This is a genomic window from Pseudomonas sp. PDM28 (assembly GCF_019219115.1).
Lineage (GTDB): Bacteria > Pseudomonadota > Gammaproteobacteria > Pseudomonadales > Pseudomonadaceae > Aquipseudomonas > Aquipseudomonas laurylsulfatiphila.
The window spans coordinates 90,062-103,484 of sequence record NZ_JAHUWG010000009.1; the positions used below are offsets into that span (position 1 = coordinate 90,062).

General features: G+C 59.2%; 14 protein-coding genes. 9 read left to right on the forward strand and 5 right to left on the reverse strand.

Going from position 1 to position 13,423, the window contains the following annotated elements; all coding sequences use genetic code 11:
* The first annotated feature begins 9 nt into the window (after positions 1–9).
* From cpaB to KW841_RS20820, 8 genes are all read left to right on the forward strand, one after another.
* Complete coding sequence (cpaB, locus tag KW841_RS20785; protein ID WP_218479580.1) at positions 10–834, forward strand: Flp pilus assembly protein CpaB; 825 nt, start codon at positions 10–12, stop codon at positions 832–834.
* 74 nt (positions 835–908) lie between these two features.
* On the forward strand, positions 909–2,255 hold the full coding sequence (locus tag KW841_RS20790; RefSeq protein WP_218479581.1) for a TadE/TadG family type IV pilus assembly protein: 1,347 nt from the start codon (positions 909–911) through the stop codon (positions 2,253–2,255).
* Between the two features lie 8 nt (positions 2,256–2,263).
* Positions 2,264–2,743 carry a TadE/TadG family type IV pilus assembly protein gene (locus tag KW841_RS20795; RefSeq protein ID WP_218479582.1) on the forward strand — a complete coding sequence of 160 codons (480 nt, stop codon included), beginning with the start codon at positions 2,264–2,266 and terminating at the stop codon, positions 2,741–2,743.
* Entirely contained in the window at positions 2,743–3,237 is a 495-nt protein-coding gene (locus KW841_RS20800; protein ID WP_218479583.1) for a TadE/TadG family type IV pilus assembly protein, read from the forward strand. Before KW841_RS20795 ends, KW841_RS20800 begins: the two co-directional genes overlap by 1 nt.
* Positions 3,231–4,451: an AAA family ATPase gene (locus KW841_RS20805; RefSeq protein WP_218479584.1), complete on the forward strand. Its 1,221-nt coding sequence runs from the start codon at positions 3,231–3,233 to the stop codon at positions 4,449–4,451. Before KW841_RS20800 ends, KW841_RS20805 begins: the two co-directional genes overlap by 7 nt.
* 3 nt (positions 4,452–4,454) lie before the next feature.
* Entirely contained in the window at positions 4,455–5,897 is a 1,443-nt protein-coding gene (locus tag KW841_RS20810; protein WP_218479585.1) for a CpaF family protein, read from the forward strand.
* Complete coding sequence (locus KW841_RS20815) at positions 5,894–6,880, forward strand: type II secretion system F family protein (RefSeq protein WP_218479745.1); 987 nt, start codon at positions 5,894–5,896, stop codon at positions 6,878–6,880. Before KW841_RS20810 ends, KW841_RS20815 begins: the two co-directional genes overlap by 4 nt.
* A gap of 30 nt (positions 6,881–6,910) precedes the next feature.
* On the forward strand, positions 6,911–7,873 hold the full coding sequence (locus tag KW841_RS20820) for a type II secretion system F family protein (RefSeq protein ID WP_218479586.1): 963 nt from the start codon (positions 6,911–6,913) through the stop codon (positions 7,871–7,873).
* 303 nt (positions 7,874–8,176) lie between these two features.
* Here KW841_RS20820 and KW841_RS20825 read toward each other — a convergent pair whose 3' ends face one another.
* From KW841_RS20825 to KW841_RS20840, 4 genes are all read right to left on the reverse strand, one after another.
* The gene (locus KW841_RS20825; RefSeq protein ID WP_218479587.1) at positions 8,177–8,446 is read right to left on the reverse strand and encodes a DUF3613 domain-containing protein; all 270 of its coding nucleotides are present in this window, start codon (positions 8,444–8,446) and stop codon (positions 8,177–8,179) included.
* An 18-nt stretch (positions 8,447–8,464) separates the two neighbouring features.
* Positions 8,465–9,178, reverse strand: coding sequence for a tetratricopeptide repeat protein (locus KW841_RS20830; protein WP_218479588.1), 714 nt, complete (start codon positions 9,176–9,178; stop codon positions 8,465–8,467).
* A gap of 119 nt (positions 9,179–9,297) precedes the next feature.
* Positions 9,298–10,521 (reverse strand): type II and III secretion system protein family protein, encoded by a 1,224-nt coding sequence (locus KW841_RS20835; protein WP_218479589.1) that lies wholly within the window; start codon positions 10,519–10,521, stop codon positions 9,298–9,300.
* A gap of 637 nt (positions 10,522–11,158) precedes the next feature.
* Complete coding sequence (locus tag KW841_RS20840; RefSeq protein WP_218479590.1) at positions 11,159–11,785, reverse strand: alanyl-tRNA editing protein; 627 nt, start codon at positions 11,783–11,785, stop codon at positions 11,159–11,161.
* Positions 11,786–11,874: 89 nt separating this feature from the next.
* Here KW841_RS20840 and KW841_RS20845 point away from each other — a divergent pair, with 89 nt between their 5' ends.
* Positions 11,875–12,873 (forward strand): LysR family transcriptional regulator, encoded by a 999-nt coding sequence (locus KW841_RS20845; protein ID WP_116579969.1) that lies wholly within the window; start codon positions 11,875–11,877, stop codon positions 12,871–12,873.
* Between the two features lie 71 nt (positions 12,874–12,944).
* On the opposite strand, the gene KW841_RS20850 is transcribed toward KW841_RS20845, so the two are convergent.
* Positions 12,945–13,352, reverse strand: a complete 408-nt coding sequence (locus KW841_RS20850) for a PA2817 family protein (protein WP_007972361.1) — start codon at positions 13,350–13,352, stop codon at positions 12,945–12,947.
* Between the last annotated feature and the right edge of the window lie 71 nt (positions 13,353–13,423).

Genomic DNA, 13,423 nt, shown 5'->3' on the forward strand with positions numbered 1-13,423 from the left:
GATACTGACATGAGTTCTCGTACGCTTACCCTGATAGGTGTTTCCCTGGCCATGGGCCTGGGGGCCGCATGGATGGCCGATTCCTGGCTGAGCGCGCGGCTCAATGCCAGCCCGGATGACCACCTTCGAAACGTGGTGGTCGCCACGGTAGAGATTCCATTCGGGCAAATGGTTGAGGCCCAGCAGGTCACGACCGTACGCATGCCCATGGATACGATCCCGGACGATGCCTTCGATGCCAGTGAAAAAGCCGTGGGCAAAATCGCGACCTTCGACATTCTGCGGGGCGATGTTGTGCGCGGTGCACGGCTGAGCGAGCACTTGGGGGGCAGTACCCTGGCCTCATTGATTGCGCCTGACAAACGCGCCATATCGGTACGGGTGGACGATGTGGTGGGCGTGGGTGGATTCCTGTTGCCGGGTAACCGGGTCGATGTACTGGCGACCAAAACTACCAATGCCGGCAGTAATAGCGCCACGTCCAGGACCATCCTCGAGAATTTGCGGGTGTTGGCGGTGGATCAGACCGCGGGCACCGACAAGACCCAACCGGTCGTGGTGCGCGCAGTGACCCTGGAGATGTCGGCCGCTGAAGCGGAAACCCTGGTCACGGCGCAGACGGAAGGCAAGTTGCAACTGGCGCTGCGTAACCCGCTGAACCTCGAGAAGAAAAGCCCGGCCGTTGCGCCTACCACGCCTGCTGCACCTGTTGCCCCGGCCATGGCTGTGGCCACTGCCGAAGCGCCAAAACGAGTGGTACAGCGCAGCAGTGGCGAGGGCGCGGGTATCACCGTTATCCGCGGGACCGAAGCCAAAGTCGTCAACATTCGCTGACGGGCGCAACAGGTATCCGGGCACCTGGGTATTGGCGGAGCCGATCCGGATCAGTATCGGCAATCGAGGGCTTGATGATGAATCTTCGTATTCAGCGGCCGTTCACTTCGACGCCAAGGCGCCAGGAAGGATCGGTGAGTGTATTGATGGTGATCACGTTGGCGGTGATTGGCCTGATGGCGGCGTTGGCTCTGGACGGCGGGCATATGATGCTGAACAAAACGCGCCTGCAGAATGCGGTGGACGCCGCCGCCCTGAGTGGCGCAAAAACCCTGAGTCAGGTGACGGGTGGTGTCAACAGTGCTAGCACGACGAAGACCGCCGCGCTCAATACGCTGCTACAGAATGCCAATGCCACGGGCAACAATGAATTGGCTGCGGCTGTTGGCGGCAACGCCGCTGCATTTGCGGTGGTGGAACTGGCAAGCAGCGTTTATGGACCGTTCTCCTATCCCGGGCCGACGGATGCCAAGTACGTCCGGGTCTCGGTACCGAGCTATGGCCTGACAGGATTTTTCTGGAACTTCGCCCAGGTCTTCGGCGCTGGTGGCCTGGGAGCCAAAGCGGTGGCGGCGATCGCCACCGCCGGACCCAGCCCTACCAGTCCCTGTGATCTTGCCCCTTTGATGGTCTGTGGCAACCCGACTCAATACAACCCGGGCGCCGGCATGTTCTGGGGGTTTCAGTTTGGTGATTTGCAGGTTTTGAAGACGGCGGCCGGCAATTCGTCACCCATTGGCCCAGGCAATTTTCAGTTGCTCGATTTTGGCTCGGGTGGCAGTCAGGTCCGGGAAGATCTGGCCGGAGGCGGCAAGGTCTGTCGCGACGTAGGGCAAAATGTCCAGACATCCCCGGGCAACATGGTCGGTCCTGCGTCTCAAGGTCTGAACACTCGCTTCGGCATCTACAACGGTCCGGTCAGTGCCTCGAACTATCCGCCAGACCTGGTGACCTCGTCCAGTAATCCCGCAATCATCTACGACGACTCAGTCTCTCCTCCACAAGCCAAGTACCAAGGCCAGACCGTCACCTCGAACAACGGCAATCTTACGGCAGGCAGCAACTCGATAATGGATTACAACGACTGGCGTGCGAGCGTTGCCGCATGTGTCGCAGGGTCTGGCAGTGGCTGTGAGAGTAATGGGGTGTTCGAACGCCGGATGCTGAAAGTCGTGGTGGGCAACTGTGCCGGCAAACAGGGCGGTTCAACCTCGATCCCCGTTCTCGGTTTTGGCTGTTATTTCGTGGTGCAGCCCATGGATGGCGGGGGCGGTGACGCGCAGATCTTCGGCCAGTTCGTGAAGGAGTGTGAGGGCGACAACGTGGCCGGCCCCTCGCCGTCAACCGATTCCGGCCCGCAGATCATTCAGCTGTACAAAACCTATCTCAACGGCAGCGGTACTCCGAGCACTGACTCGTAGGGGGCGTCATGAGACTTCATGGATTTAAAAGTCGGCAGCGTCAGCGAGGCCTAGCCATGGTGGAATTCACTTTGGTCCTGCCGGTGTTGCTGTTGCTGCTGCTGGCCTTCGGTGAGTTCGGCCGCATGCTCTATCAGTACAACATCCTGCTTCAGGCCAGTCGTGATGCGGACCGTTTCGTCGCCAGCAATGCCTGGGACTCGACGCTGGGTGCGGTCTCTCTGAGCAATACGCTACTGACCCAGACAAAAAACGTTGCGGTGTATGGCGTACCTGCCAACACCGGGACCGCGGTGGTGTCAGGGTTGACGACTGGCAACGTGGTCGTTGCCGCGGTGGGCACAGACCATGTGCGGGTCACCATCACTTACACGTTCTGCCCGGTGATTGGCGGTGGCAATTGCACCGGATCGCTTCCCGGTTTTTTGGGTAATCAGATTGCTCTGAGTATTCCGCTGGTTGCCACTACCGTGATGAGGGCTCTGTGATGAATAGAAAACACATGCACGGCACCTATACGGTGGAGTTCGCCATCGTTGGTCTGCTGGTATTCACACTGTTGTTCGGCGTAGTGGAAATGGGCCGCGTGTACTTCACGGTCAATGCGCTGGATGAAGTCGTACGGCGTGGTACGCGCCTGGCTGCGGTTTGCAACATCAGCGATCCGGTGGTCCTGCAGCGGGCGATCTTCAATGCCGCAGGCGACGCGGGTACCAGCCAGCTGATAGCCAATCTGAGCACCAGCAACCTGACGCTGAGATATCTGGACGCAAACGGTGCGTTGGTAACCAACCCCACCGACACGAGTGGGAGCAATGGATTTCGTGCCATCCGCTATGTCCAGTTGAGTCTGCAGAACTACGTTTTCAATCTGTTTATTCCCGGGTTCGGCGTGCCCATTACCTTGCCCGTAATCAGGGCAACGTTGCCACGCGAAAGCCTCGGGCGTCATTCCGATTCCGGGGAGATCACGCCATGCTGAATACCAAGGATACTCCACTCTCTACCGCGACCGGCAAAGCCGGACTACGGTTGCTGATCAGTAGCCGTGATGCCACATCGTTGCGCGACCTGCAGAGCGTCTGCCAGCGCATGCCCAGCCTGGAGGTGAGCACTCGCCTGGTGAGCAATGGGCATGTCGACCCGCTCTACGGCCTGGACCGGATGCCTGATCTGTTGCTGTTGCGCGTCAGCCACCTGTGGCGTGAAGAGCTTGCGGCACTGTTGCAGCGCCCGGCCCATGAGCGTCCGCCGATGCTGGTGTGCGGGTTGCTCAGCGAACAGGAAGGCATGCGTCTGGCGATGCAGGCCGGTGCCCGTGACGTGTTGCCCGAGCCCGTCGCCGAGACAGAACTGGTCGCCGCCTTGAATCGGCTGGTCATGGAGGTTCGGACCGGCAGCGGCACAGAAGGGAAATTGATCGCCGTGACCAGCTCCAAGGGCGGATCGGGCGGCACCATGCTGGCCTGCAACCTGGCCCAACAGCTCAGCATGAAGGGTGGCAGTACCCTGTTGCTGGACATGGATCTTCAATTTGGCAGCGTGACGCATTACCTGGATGTGGCGCAAACCCACAGCCATCTTGAGGTGTTGCATCAGATCGACGGCATGGACAGTGTTGCACTACGAGGTTTTTGCAGCCACTTCAGCCCAACCTTGCATGTGCTGGGTGGCCGTGCCGGTGAGCTGTGTCTGCCGCAGGATGCCCAACCCGAGCAACTTGACTCCTTGTTGCAGTTGGCCCGCGCCACCTATGACTGGGTAGTGATCGATCTGCCACGGCAAATCGACCACCTCACAGGCTCCGTGCTGGAGCAGGCAGACCGGGTGTACGTGGTGGTGCAGCAGAGCGTCAGCCATCTGCGCGATGCCAGCTCCCTAGTGCGGATTCTTCGCGAAGATCTGGGCGTACGCGGGGATCAATTGCAGATAGTGGTCAACCGCTATGACAAGTCGGCAGCGGTCAGCCTCAAGGATATCGGCGAGGCGCTGCGCTGCACGAACCTGTCCAAATTACCCAACGACTTCAACCTGGTCAGCCAGAGTCAGAACACTGGCGTGCCTTTGGCTCTGCATGCGCCGAAGGCAGCGATCACTGCTGCACTGCGCGACATGACCGAGGGCCTGGTCGGTCAACAGGCTACCGGGAACAAAGGCGTACTCAAACGCGCCTTCAACCGTTTTTTCGGGGGATGACCCATGATCAGCGACTTTCGTAACCGCTTGCGCAAACAGTCCGCTAAACCCGCCTCATCGTCGGCTACCCCGTTGGACGGTGACCTTCCGGATCCGGTAGATGAATTGATGGCTTGGGAGCACGCAATCCCGGATGTCATGTACGAAACCAGAACCCAGGTCACCCCGGTGGAGGCCGAGTGGCGAGAAAAGATCTACCAGCAGTTGCTCAAGGTCATGGACCTGTCCTTGCTGGACTCCCTTGAGCAGGCTGAGGCCACGCGGCAGATTCGCGACATTTGTCAGCGCCTGCTTGATGAGCATTCGGCACCGGTGAGTACGTCCAGCCGCCAGTTGATCATAAAGCAGATCATCGATGAGGTGCTCGGCCTTGGCCCCCTGGAGCCTTTGCTGGCCGATCACAGCGTGTCCGATATTCTGGTCAACGGCTTTGCCTCGGTGTATGTCGAGCGCTTCGGTAAGTTGCAACGCACCGATGTGCGCTTTCGCGATGATCAGCATTTGCTGAACATTATTGACCGTATCGTTTCCAGCCTGGGGCGGCGTATCGATGAGTCTTCGCCTTTGGTGGACGCCCGGCTCAAGGACGGTTCGCGGGTCAACGCGATTATTCCGCCGCTGGCCATCGACGGCCCGAGCATGTCGATCCGGCGCTTTGCGGTGGACCTGCTCAATACCGACAGCCTGATCCAGGTGGGTACATTGACCCCGGCCATTGCCCTGCTGCTCAAGGCGATAGTGCGTGGGCGCTTGAACGTGCTGATTTCCGGCGGTACCGGCAGTGGCAAGACCACCATGCTCAATGTCCTGTCCAGTTTCATTCCGCACAACGAGCGGATCGTCACCATCGAGGACTCGGCCGAACTGCAGCTGCAGCAGCCCCATGTGGTGCGCCTGGAGACCCGGCCTTCGAACATCGAGGGGCGCGGCGAGGTGAGCCAGCGGGAGTTGGTGCGCAACAGCCTGCGGATGCGCCCGGACCGCATCGTGATCGGTGAAGTGCGCGGCGTCGAGGCGCTCGATATGCTGACGGCGATGAACACCGGCCACGACGGCTCGTTGACCACGATCCACGCCAACACCGCGCGTGATGCGTTGGGGCGGGTCGAGAACATGGTGTCGATGACCGGGGCGACCTTCCCGATCAAGGCCATGCGTCAGCAGATCGCTTCGGCCATCGATGTGGTGATCCAGCTGGAACGTCAGGAGGACGGCAAGCGCCGCCTGGTCAGCGTGCAGGAAATCAACGGCATGGAAGGCGAGATCATCACCATGACCGAAATCTTCTCCTTCGCACGCCATGGCGTGGGCGAAAACGGCGAGGTGCTGGGGGATTATCGTCCCAGCGGCATGATCCCCGCCTTCCGAGATGTGCTGGCCAAGCGCGGCATCGAGTTGCCGCTGACGATGTTCAGGCCTGAGTGGATGGAGGCACGGCAGTCATGAACCAAATTCCTGGTGAATTCATTCTGATGTTCCTCGGCATGGTGTTTATTGCCGTGTTCCTTCTGTCCCAGGGCGTGGCGGTGCCGGTATTCGGCGAAGCCGGGAAGATGCGCAAGCTCATCCGCAACCGCTTGCATGTACTGGAGAAAGCCAACCATCTACCCAATATGCAAACGGTGTTGAGGCAGAAGTACCTGACGCGCTTGTCGCCCCTGGAGGCGATGCTCGAGCAGTTGCCTTTCATGGCGAACCTGACACAGCTGATCGAGCAGTCGGGCCATGAATATCGTGCTTATCGGGTGATATTGCTCGGGCTTGCCCTAGGTGTTGCAGCCGGCGCCGTAGTCCTGATGGTTTCGGCGATCTGGTGGATGGCGCTGGCGGTGGCTTTTGTGGTGGCCTGGGTCCCGGTTCTGAAAATCCTGCGTGATCGCAACAAACGTTTTGCGCAGTTCGAGGAAGGTTTGCCAGATGCGCTGGATGCCATGTGCCGAGCCCTGCGCGCCGGGCACCCCTTCAACGAAACCCTGCGCCTGGTCGCCGAGGAGCATCGAGGGGCGGTCGCTCATGAGTTTGGCCTGACCTTCGCCGATATCAACTATGGCAACGATGTGCGCCGGGCCATGCTCGGCCTGTTGGAGCGTATGCCAAGCATGACGGTGATGATGCTGGTGACTTCGATCCTCATCCATCGCGAGACTGGCGGCAATCTGACGGAAGTGCTGGAGCGCCTGAGTCGGCTGATCCGTGGACGCTTTCGCTTTCAGCGCAAGATCAAGACCTTGTCGGCGGAAGGACGTATGTCGGCCTGGGTGCTGGTGGCGATTCCTTTCGTGCTGGCGATCGCGATCATCGTTACAAGCCCCAGTTACCTTCCTGTGCTGATCAATGACCCCACGGGCCATAAGCTGATCATCGGGGCGTTCGGCGCCATGTTGGTCGGAATTTTCTGGATAAAAAAAATCATCCGGATTCAGGTTTAAGCGGTACTCGCTACCGGGAGGTACAGGATCATGGACTTTTTACTTGGGCTGTTCAGTCGGCTCACGGGGAACGAAGAACTGGCGCGCATTTTGTTCATTAGCGTGATCGGTTTCAGTACGGTGCTTTCGGTTGTCGCCGTGATGTTGTTGATGTTAGGCCTTCAGGACCCGGTGCAGCGTCGCCTGGCGTTGATCAAGCGTGGTCATTTAGGCAATACGGTCGGGCAGGAGGCTCCGGGTAACCTGCAATTGTTACTGGAGCGGGTCGGCCAGCGCTTTGCTTCGGCCGAGTCGAACAAGACGTCCGCAACCCGGACCCTGTTGATGCATGCGGGTTACCGTTCCTCTTCGGCAGTGCAGATGTACTGGGCGGTGCGCCTGATGTTACCGCTGTTACTGATCGGCCTGGCGTTGCTGCTGTTGCCGTTGATCCCCAAGGTTTCATTGATGATCGGCCTGTTGGTGGTGACCATGGCGGCCGGTATCGGTTGGTTGCTGCCGGCACTGTATGTCAGCAAGCGTAAGGAGTCGCGTCAAAACCGGTTGCGTGTCGGGTTTCCAGATGCGCTGGACCTGATGGTCGTCTGCGTGGAGTCTGGCTTGGCCCTGCCCACGACCATTGAGCGTGTGGCTGAAGAGATGTCGGTCAGCCACGTTGAGCTGGCGGAGGAACTGGCCCAGGTCAATGCGCAAATCCGAGCGGGCATTACCAGTACCGAGGCACTCAAGCAACTGGCTGTGCGCACCGGTCTGGAGGACGTACAAGGGTTGGTCAGCCTGTTGGCGCAGAGCATCCGCTTTGGTACCAGCGTGGCCGACACCCTGCGCATCTATGCCGATGAATTCCGTGACCGGCGCACTCAGGCCGCCGAAGAAGCGGGGGCGAAAATCGGTACCAAACTGATATTTCCGCTGATTTTCTGTCTGTGGCCGAGCTTCTTTCTGGTTGCCATCGGCCCAGCCCTGATCGGGGTGTTGAGAGCATTCGGGTGAGGTCAAACGGCTTGAGGCTGTCGCGTGCGACAGCCTTGCCAACCAAGCCAGATCTGCACTTTCCTGCCATAGGTTTACACACCCCCTGTAGGAGCTGCCGAAGGCCGCGATCTTTTGATCTTCCTGCGATTTCACGATCGCTTGAAGTCAAAAGATCGCGGCCTTCGGCAGCTCCTACGGGGCAATTCGTCCAGGAATGGATCATGCGTAGATGCCACTGCTTTTCTGCACACAACATCAAGCCCGGCTTTGCAGCCAGGCCACTCTGGATTACGCCAGAGACTTGTCATCCATCGACATCCCTCAGTTGCCGCTAGTGATTTCTCCCGCGGTATCCTGGTCATAAAACTCCGGAATCGGGTAGTTGAAGCTGTTCAGCCAGCGCTGCATGGCCAGGTCACGTTCGGTGGCCGAAGCGGTTTGCAGGTGAGGGGAGGCAACCACGCCGCGAATCTGCAGCTGCAACCACTGTTCGGTGCCTTGTTGATACGGCGAAGAAGGGCCCGGTTCAATGGCCCAGGCAGTGGTGGACAGGCAAGCCATGCACCCGATCAACAGCCTTTTGGTCTTCATCTCGACTCCTCGTACGTTCTACTTGTTCGCACTGGTAGAGGCATCGGCTACCTCAGTCTTGCGATTGCCCTCGGAGGCCACCACTTTTCTGGCGGAAGCCTTGAGTTTTTCCGCGCGGGTTTGGGCCTCTACGACTTGCTTGGGGCTCAAGTCGGCGCGGGTCACGAGTTCGGCAGCCGCCTTCCAGTTATCCTGGTAGATCAGCAGCGTCACCATATTGAGTGCCGCCAGTGTGTTCGCCTGCTTGAGCTCCATGGCGGTCATGAATTCAAAGCGTGCTTCAGGGATCCGTCGCTGGTTGAGGTAGACGACCCCCAGGTCATTGCGCATCCTGTCATCGGTGGGGGCCATCTTCACCGCACGCTCAAGGTGAGTGGTAGCGCTGGCGTTATCATTTCTGGCGGCGGCCAACTGGCCCAGGCCATGTTCCCCTTCAGCCGCCAGACAGGTGCCGAGCAAGCTTTCGTACAACGGCTGCGCGTCGCCGCTACGCCCCATCAAGCGCAGCACCCGAGCCTTGCGCAGGCGAACCTGGACCACGCTATCGGGCAAACCTTCCAGATTCGCCAGGCTGGCATACAAACGGCCTTCTTCGGCCATGTTGTCGGCCAGGTTCAGGGCCAGTTCTTGCTCCGAACCGGGCTTGGCACAGCTACCCGGTCGCGAAGGCATGCCATTGCTGGCACAACCTGCGAGCATTAATGTCGCCGCTATTGCAATGACTGCTTTCATTGAATGTCCTCTGGCTACAACAGGTTGAACGCCTGGCCAATGGCAGCACAGCTGGCCCGGCAAGTGTTCAAAGTCACCGTTACGAGTGAGGGCGAGGTCAGTGCGGTTCAGGCTGCGTTTCATTGCGAGAGTCCGCTGAGACTGTCGAAGTCACCATTTTCCAGAAAGAACATGCGGTAGAAGTTCGGGTCGTAATTGCGCAGCTGTTCGCCAGGCAGTGTCGGTAGTTGTGCATCGGCAGCCAATGGCTGGACCAGATGCGGGGTGACGATCATCAGCAGTTCGCGCTCTTCACGGTTGATGGTGTTGTCGCGGAAAAACGCGCCCAGAATCGGGATATCGCCCAACCCCGGAAACTTGTTCACCTGGGAGTCGTTGTGGGTGCTGATCAGGCCGCTGATGACGAAGCTTTCGCCGTCGGCCAGGGAGATGCTGGTATCGGTACGGCGCACGGTCAGGGCCGGGACAATCGTGCCGGCGATGCTCACTGCATTGGTGAAATCCAGTTCACTGACTTCCGGCGCCACCTTCAGTGCGATACGGTTTTTCCCGACGATGGTTGGCGTCAGGGTCAGGCGTATACCGAATTCCTTGTACTCGATGGACACGTTATCGCTGCCTGAACTGGGCACTGGAATCGGTACTTCACCGCCGGCCAGAAAGCTCGCACTTTGCCCGCTGAGCGCAACCAGGCTTGGTCGCGCCAGGGTGTAGGCGAAACCGCTGCCTTCCAGCGCGTTGATCGCCACCAGGGTACTGCCGGTAGCAAACGTGAGGTTGAACTGGTCGTTTCTCACCGGTATCCCCGGTGTGACTATGCCGCCGATGGTGGGCAAGGTTCTCGGCGAGCCGAACAGCCAGTTGCCCCGGACGCCGAAAATCGAGGCGGAGGCTTCCTTGAGCTTGGTCCGGCTGACTTCAACGAAGCGGACATCGGTCTGCACCTGGCTCGGCAGCAACGGGTCGTCGGAAGGCACCGACGGCACGCTGGTCAGCGCCGACGTGGCCCTGCCCTTGACGAACACCATGGCTTGGCGCGGCGTTTTCGAACAGGCGGTCCAGACCATCAGGCTGGTGGTCCCCGGCGCAATGCCCGTGAGTATGAACGCGTTGCTGCCGCTGGGTTGCACGTCGGCAATTTTCGGGTCACCCACCGCCAGTTGCGTTACCGGAACGGGGCTGCGCAGTTCATTCTGCAGTCCCTGACCGACCTCGTACGTTGTCGGCCAATTGTCCAGTTGCGGACAGTTGGCCGGCGCGGCCTGAGCCGCATCCACGCTGAGGCCCATCCAGAACAGGCCATGGATAATTCGCTTGAAAGCGGGCACGGGACGAAGGCTCATCAAGTACATCCTCACTGAATAGGCCAATCTTGGACAGGCTGAGCTGTCTCGGATCACTTCACGGGGATCGGGCTATCCCCCCCAATGCGCCAGACCACTCATCCGTGGCCCAGGCGTTATTCCTTGCGTGCTACTCACGAGCGGGCGCCATTCGCTGATCCGGCTGGACCGCGAGCGACCTTTGCAAAAAACGGTTTTAGTGATCCGGTTATCTGGATTGCCTGTCAGAGCGAGACTCGCGGCCATGGACTGCACCGTCCGCCGACCTGGCTTCCCTGGGAAATAGTCGGCAATGAAGGTACAGCGCCGGAAATCGCCTGCCAGGATCATAGTGAGGTAACTCCTTTTGCCAATCCGCTATCTGATCACTGAAGCTAACGTGGAAATTCGAGCCGTTATGACTTCTTATGGTTTGACATTAGTTCAATCAAACCAAAGTGCCATGAATGAAAGGAAAACTATTGGTGCAAAGAGTGGAGGCAGGTGGGCGGGCAGGGGTGTAGCGCAGTGCGGTTGCCGGATGTTGACGGGATGTACTGAAGCAGAAAAGGCCCGCCAGTATGACTGGGCGGGCCTTTTGCGTTCCGGGCAATGTTTGCATCGATAAAATCAGGCGCCCCCCACGAACGCCCAGTGCTCAGTCCACGTGATAGTGGACGGACAGCGTGCCTTTTTTCTGCGAAAGGGAGGCGATGGTGATCGCGCCCAGATCCTTCAAGCTACGTACATGGGTACCGCCGCAACCGTAGGCGGGCAGGTCACCGAAGCCGATTTCCCGGGATCCTTCGCGCAGTGAGGTCAGGCGCGGCAGGTCGTGGTCGATCCACTGCCCGATGCCATGCTCGATGACCTGGGCCTCGACGTCCTGCGCTGATTTGCCCGGCTGGAATTGCACACGGCCTTCACCAGGCCAGTGATGCGCCTTGATCGGCATCCAGCCCATGGCTTGTACAAAGTGGCCGATCAAATGGCCAGCCGAATGCATGCGCGTGTTGAACCGCCGGCGTTGTTCGTCGACGCGGATTGGCGTCATCCCGGTTTTTACCGGCTGGTCGACAAAATGAATGATCCGCTCGGGATCCTGAACCACGCGCAGCACCTGGCTTTCGCCGATCCAACCCGTGTCGCAAGGTTGTCCACCGCCCTGGGGGTGGAACAGGGTCGCGCGCAAGACCACGGCATACTCGTTTTCGTGGGGGGTGCATTCCAGGACTTCCACGTTGGCCTTGAGCTCATCACTATGGAAAAAAAGGCGCAGCGTCATATTCCGGGCTCGTATTGGTAATCGGTTTCTATTATAGAAAGCCGGTAAATACGTGATAATCCGGGCAAACATCAAAGGACTGTTGCGTTGTGAGCATAAATCTTCCTCTGCCGCTGCTGGGTGAAATGGCGATTTTCGTCAAGGTTGTCGAGACGGGCAGTTTCTCCGAGGCTGCTCGTCAGTTGGGCTCTTCGCCCTCGGCGGTCAGTCGCAGCATTTCGCGCCTGGAGAAGGCGCTCGCCACCCGGTTGCTGCAACGCACCACACGCAAGTTGCGTCTGAGCGACGGTGGCGAGGAGGTGTTCAAGCGGTGCCAGGAAATGGTCAATGCCGCGCGGTCAGTGATGGAAATCAGTGGTCAGTTCACCGATGAACCCGAGGGGCTGGTGCGTATCAGCGTGCCGAAAGCGGTGGGCCGAATCGTGATTCACCCGCACATGCCGGAGTTCTTGCGGCGTTATCCCAAGGTGGATGTGGAGCTGTTGCTTGAGGACCGCCAGGTCGATTTGATCGACGATCATGTCGACCTGGCGATTCGCATCACCGATCGGCCGCCTGCGGGTCTGGTGGGGCGGCAGTTGCTGACCATCGATCACATGCTCTGCGCCACTCCGCAGTATCTGGCCGAACATGGGACGCCGACTCATCCCCATGACTTGCTCAATCACAGTTGCATTTACCTGGGCGAAACACCCAGTGACGCACGCTGGAAATTCAAGAAAGGCAGCAAGACGGTAACCGTGGGAGTGCGCGGGCGATATGCCGCCAATCACACCGGTGTACGTTATGGCGCGGTGTTGCAGCACATCGGTATTGGCAGCCTGCCGTATTTCACGGCGCGCCATGCCCTGGAGAAGGGTTTGATGGTGCAAGTGCTGCCGGACTGGACCTTTCTGGCGTCCTACCATGGCGGCGCCTGGTTGCTGCATTCACCAACCCGATACCTGCCGCCCAAGCTACGGGTGTTGATCGATTACCTGGTGGAATGTCTGGCGAAGGAGCCGACGCTGGGCAAGCCGGGTCGGTCGAATGGTCCGGGCTGGTCGCCATCGGAGTATGAACTGCCGGAGAGTGACGGCTTGTTCTAAAGGTCGAAACAAAGTATCGCAGCCATCGGCAGTTCCTGTAGGAGCTGCCGAAGGCTGCGATCTTTTGCAGATCAGTGCTTGCTGTCCTGGTTCGACAACGCCAGCAGCTGCTTTTCCTGGTTCCAGTCGAAAGGCTCGTCGTTCTGTTCGGCTTCGAAGCGACGCTCTTCCAGGGCCTGGTACAGGTCGATTTCATCATCGGGCATGTAATGCAGGCAGTCACCGGCGAAATACCACAGCAGGTCACGCGGCACCAGGTGCGCGATTTGCGGATAGCGAGTGATGACCTGGCACAGAATGTCCTGGCCCAGGTACTGGCTTTCGATCGGATCGACAGGCAGTAACGCCAGCAGCTCGTCGAAGCGCTCAAGGAACAAGGCATGGCTTTCGTCGGGAACCTGCTCGGCCTCACCTACGGCGACCAGGATGCTGCGCAGGTGGTCGAGTAAAACGAGATGATCGGCAACGATGTTGGACACGAGATAAGTCCTCAAGAGCAAAACGGGCGCGGGAGTATAAAGCGCCCGCGCCCGTTTTTACATGTTTGAAG

What these genes read in the sequence shown, in the direction of transcription:
- cpaB (WP_218479580.1), top strand. Translation starts at nt 10, where the DNA reads ATGAGTTCTCGTACGCTTACCCTGATAGGTGTTTCCCTGGCCATGGGC.
- KW841_RS20790 (WP_218479581.1), top strand. Translation starts at nt 909, where the DNA reads ATGATGAATCTTCGTATTCAGCGGCCGTTCACTTCGACGCCAAGGCGC.
- KW841_RS20795 (WP_218479582.1), top strand. Translation starts at nt 2,264, where the DNA reads ATGAGACTTCATGGATTTAAAAGTCGGCAGCGTCAGCGAGGCCTAGCC.
- KW841_RS20800 (WP_218479583.1), top strand. Translation starts at nt 2,743, where the DNA reads ATGAATAGAAAACACATGCACGGCACCTATACGGTGGAGTTCGCCATC.
- KW841_RS20805 (WP_218479584.1), top strand. Translation starts at nt 3,231, where the DNA reads ATGCTGAATACCAAGGATACTCCACTCTCTACCGCGACCGGCAAAGCC.
- KW841_RS20810 (WP_218479585.1), top strand. Translation starts at nt 4,455, where the DNA reads ATGATCAGCGACTTTCGTAACCGCTTGCGCAAACAGTCCGCTAAACCC.
- KW841_RS20815 (WP_218479745.1), top strand. Translation starts at nt 5,894, where the DNA reads ATGAACCAAATTCCTGGTGAATTCATTCTGATGTTCCTCGGCATGGTG.
- KW841_RS20820 (WP_218479586.1), top strand. Translation starts at nt 6,911, where the DNA reads ATGGACTTTTTACTTGGGCTGTTCAGTCGGCTCACGGGGAACGAAGAA.
- KW841_RS20825 (WP_218479587.1), bottom strand. Translation starts at nt 8,446, where the DNA reads ATGAAGACCAAAAGGCTGTTGATCGGGTGCATGGCTTGCCTGTCCACC.
- KW841_RS20830 (WP_218479588.1), bottom strand. Translation starts at nt 9,178, where the DNA reads ATGAAAGCAGTCATTGCAATAGCGGCGACATTAATGCTCGCAGGTTGT.
- KW841_RS20835 (WP_218479589.1), bottom strand. Translation starts at nt 10,521, where the DNA reads ATGAGCCTTCGTCCCGTGCCCGCTTTCAAGCGAATTATCCATGGCCTG.
- KW841_RS20840 (WP_218479590.1), bottom strand. Translation starts at nt 11,785, where the DNA reads ATGACGCTGCGCCTTTTTTTCCATAGTGATGAGCTCAAGGCCAACGTG.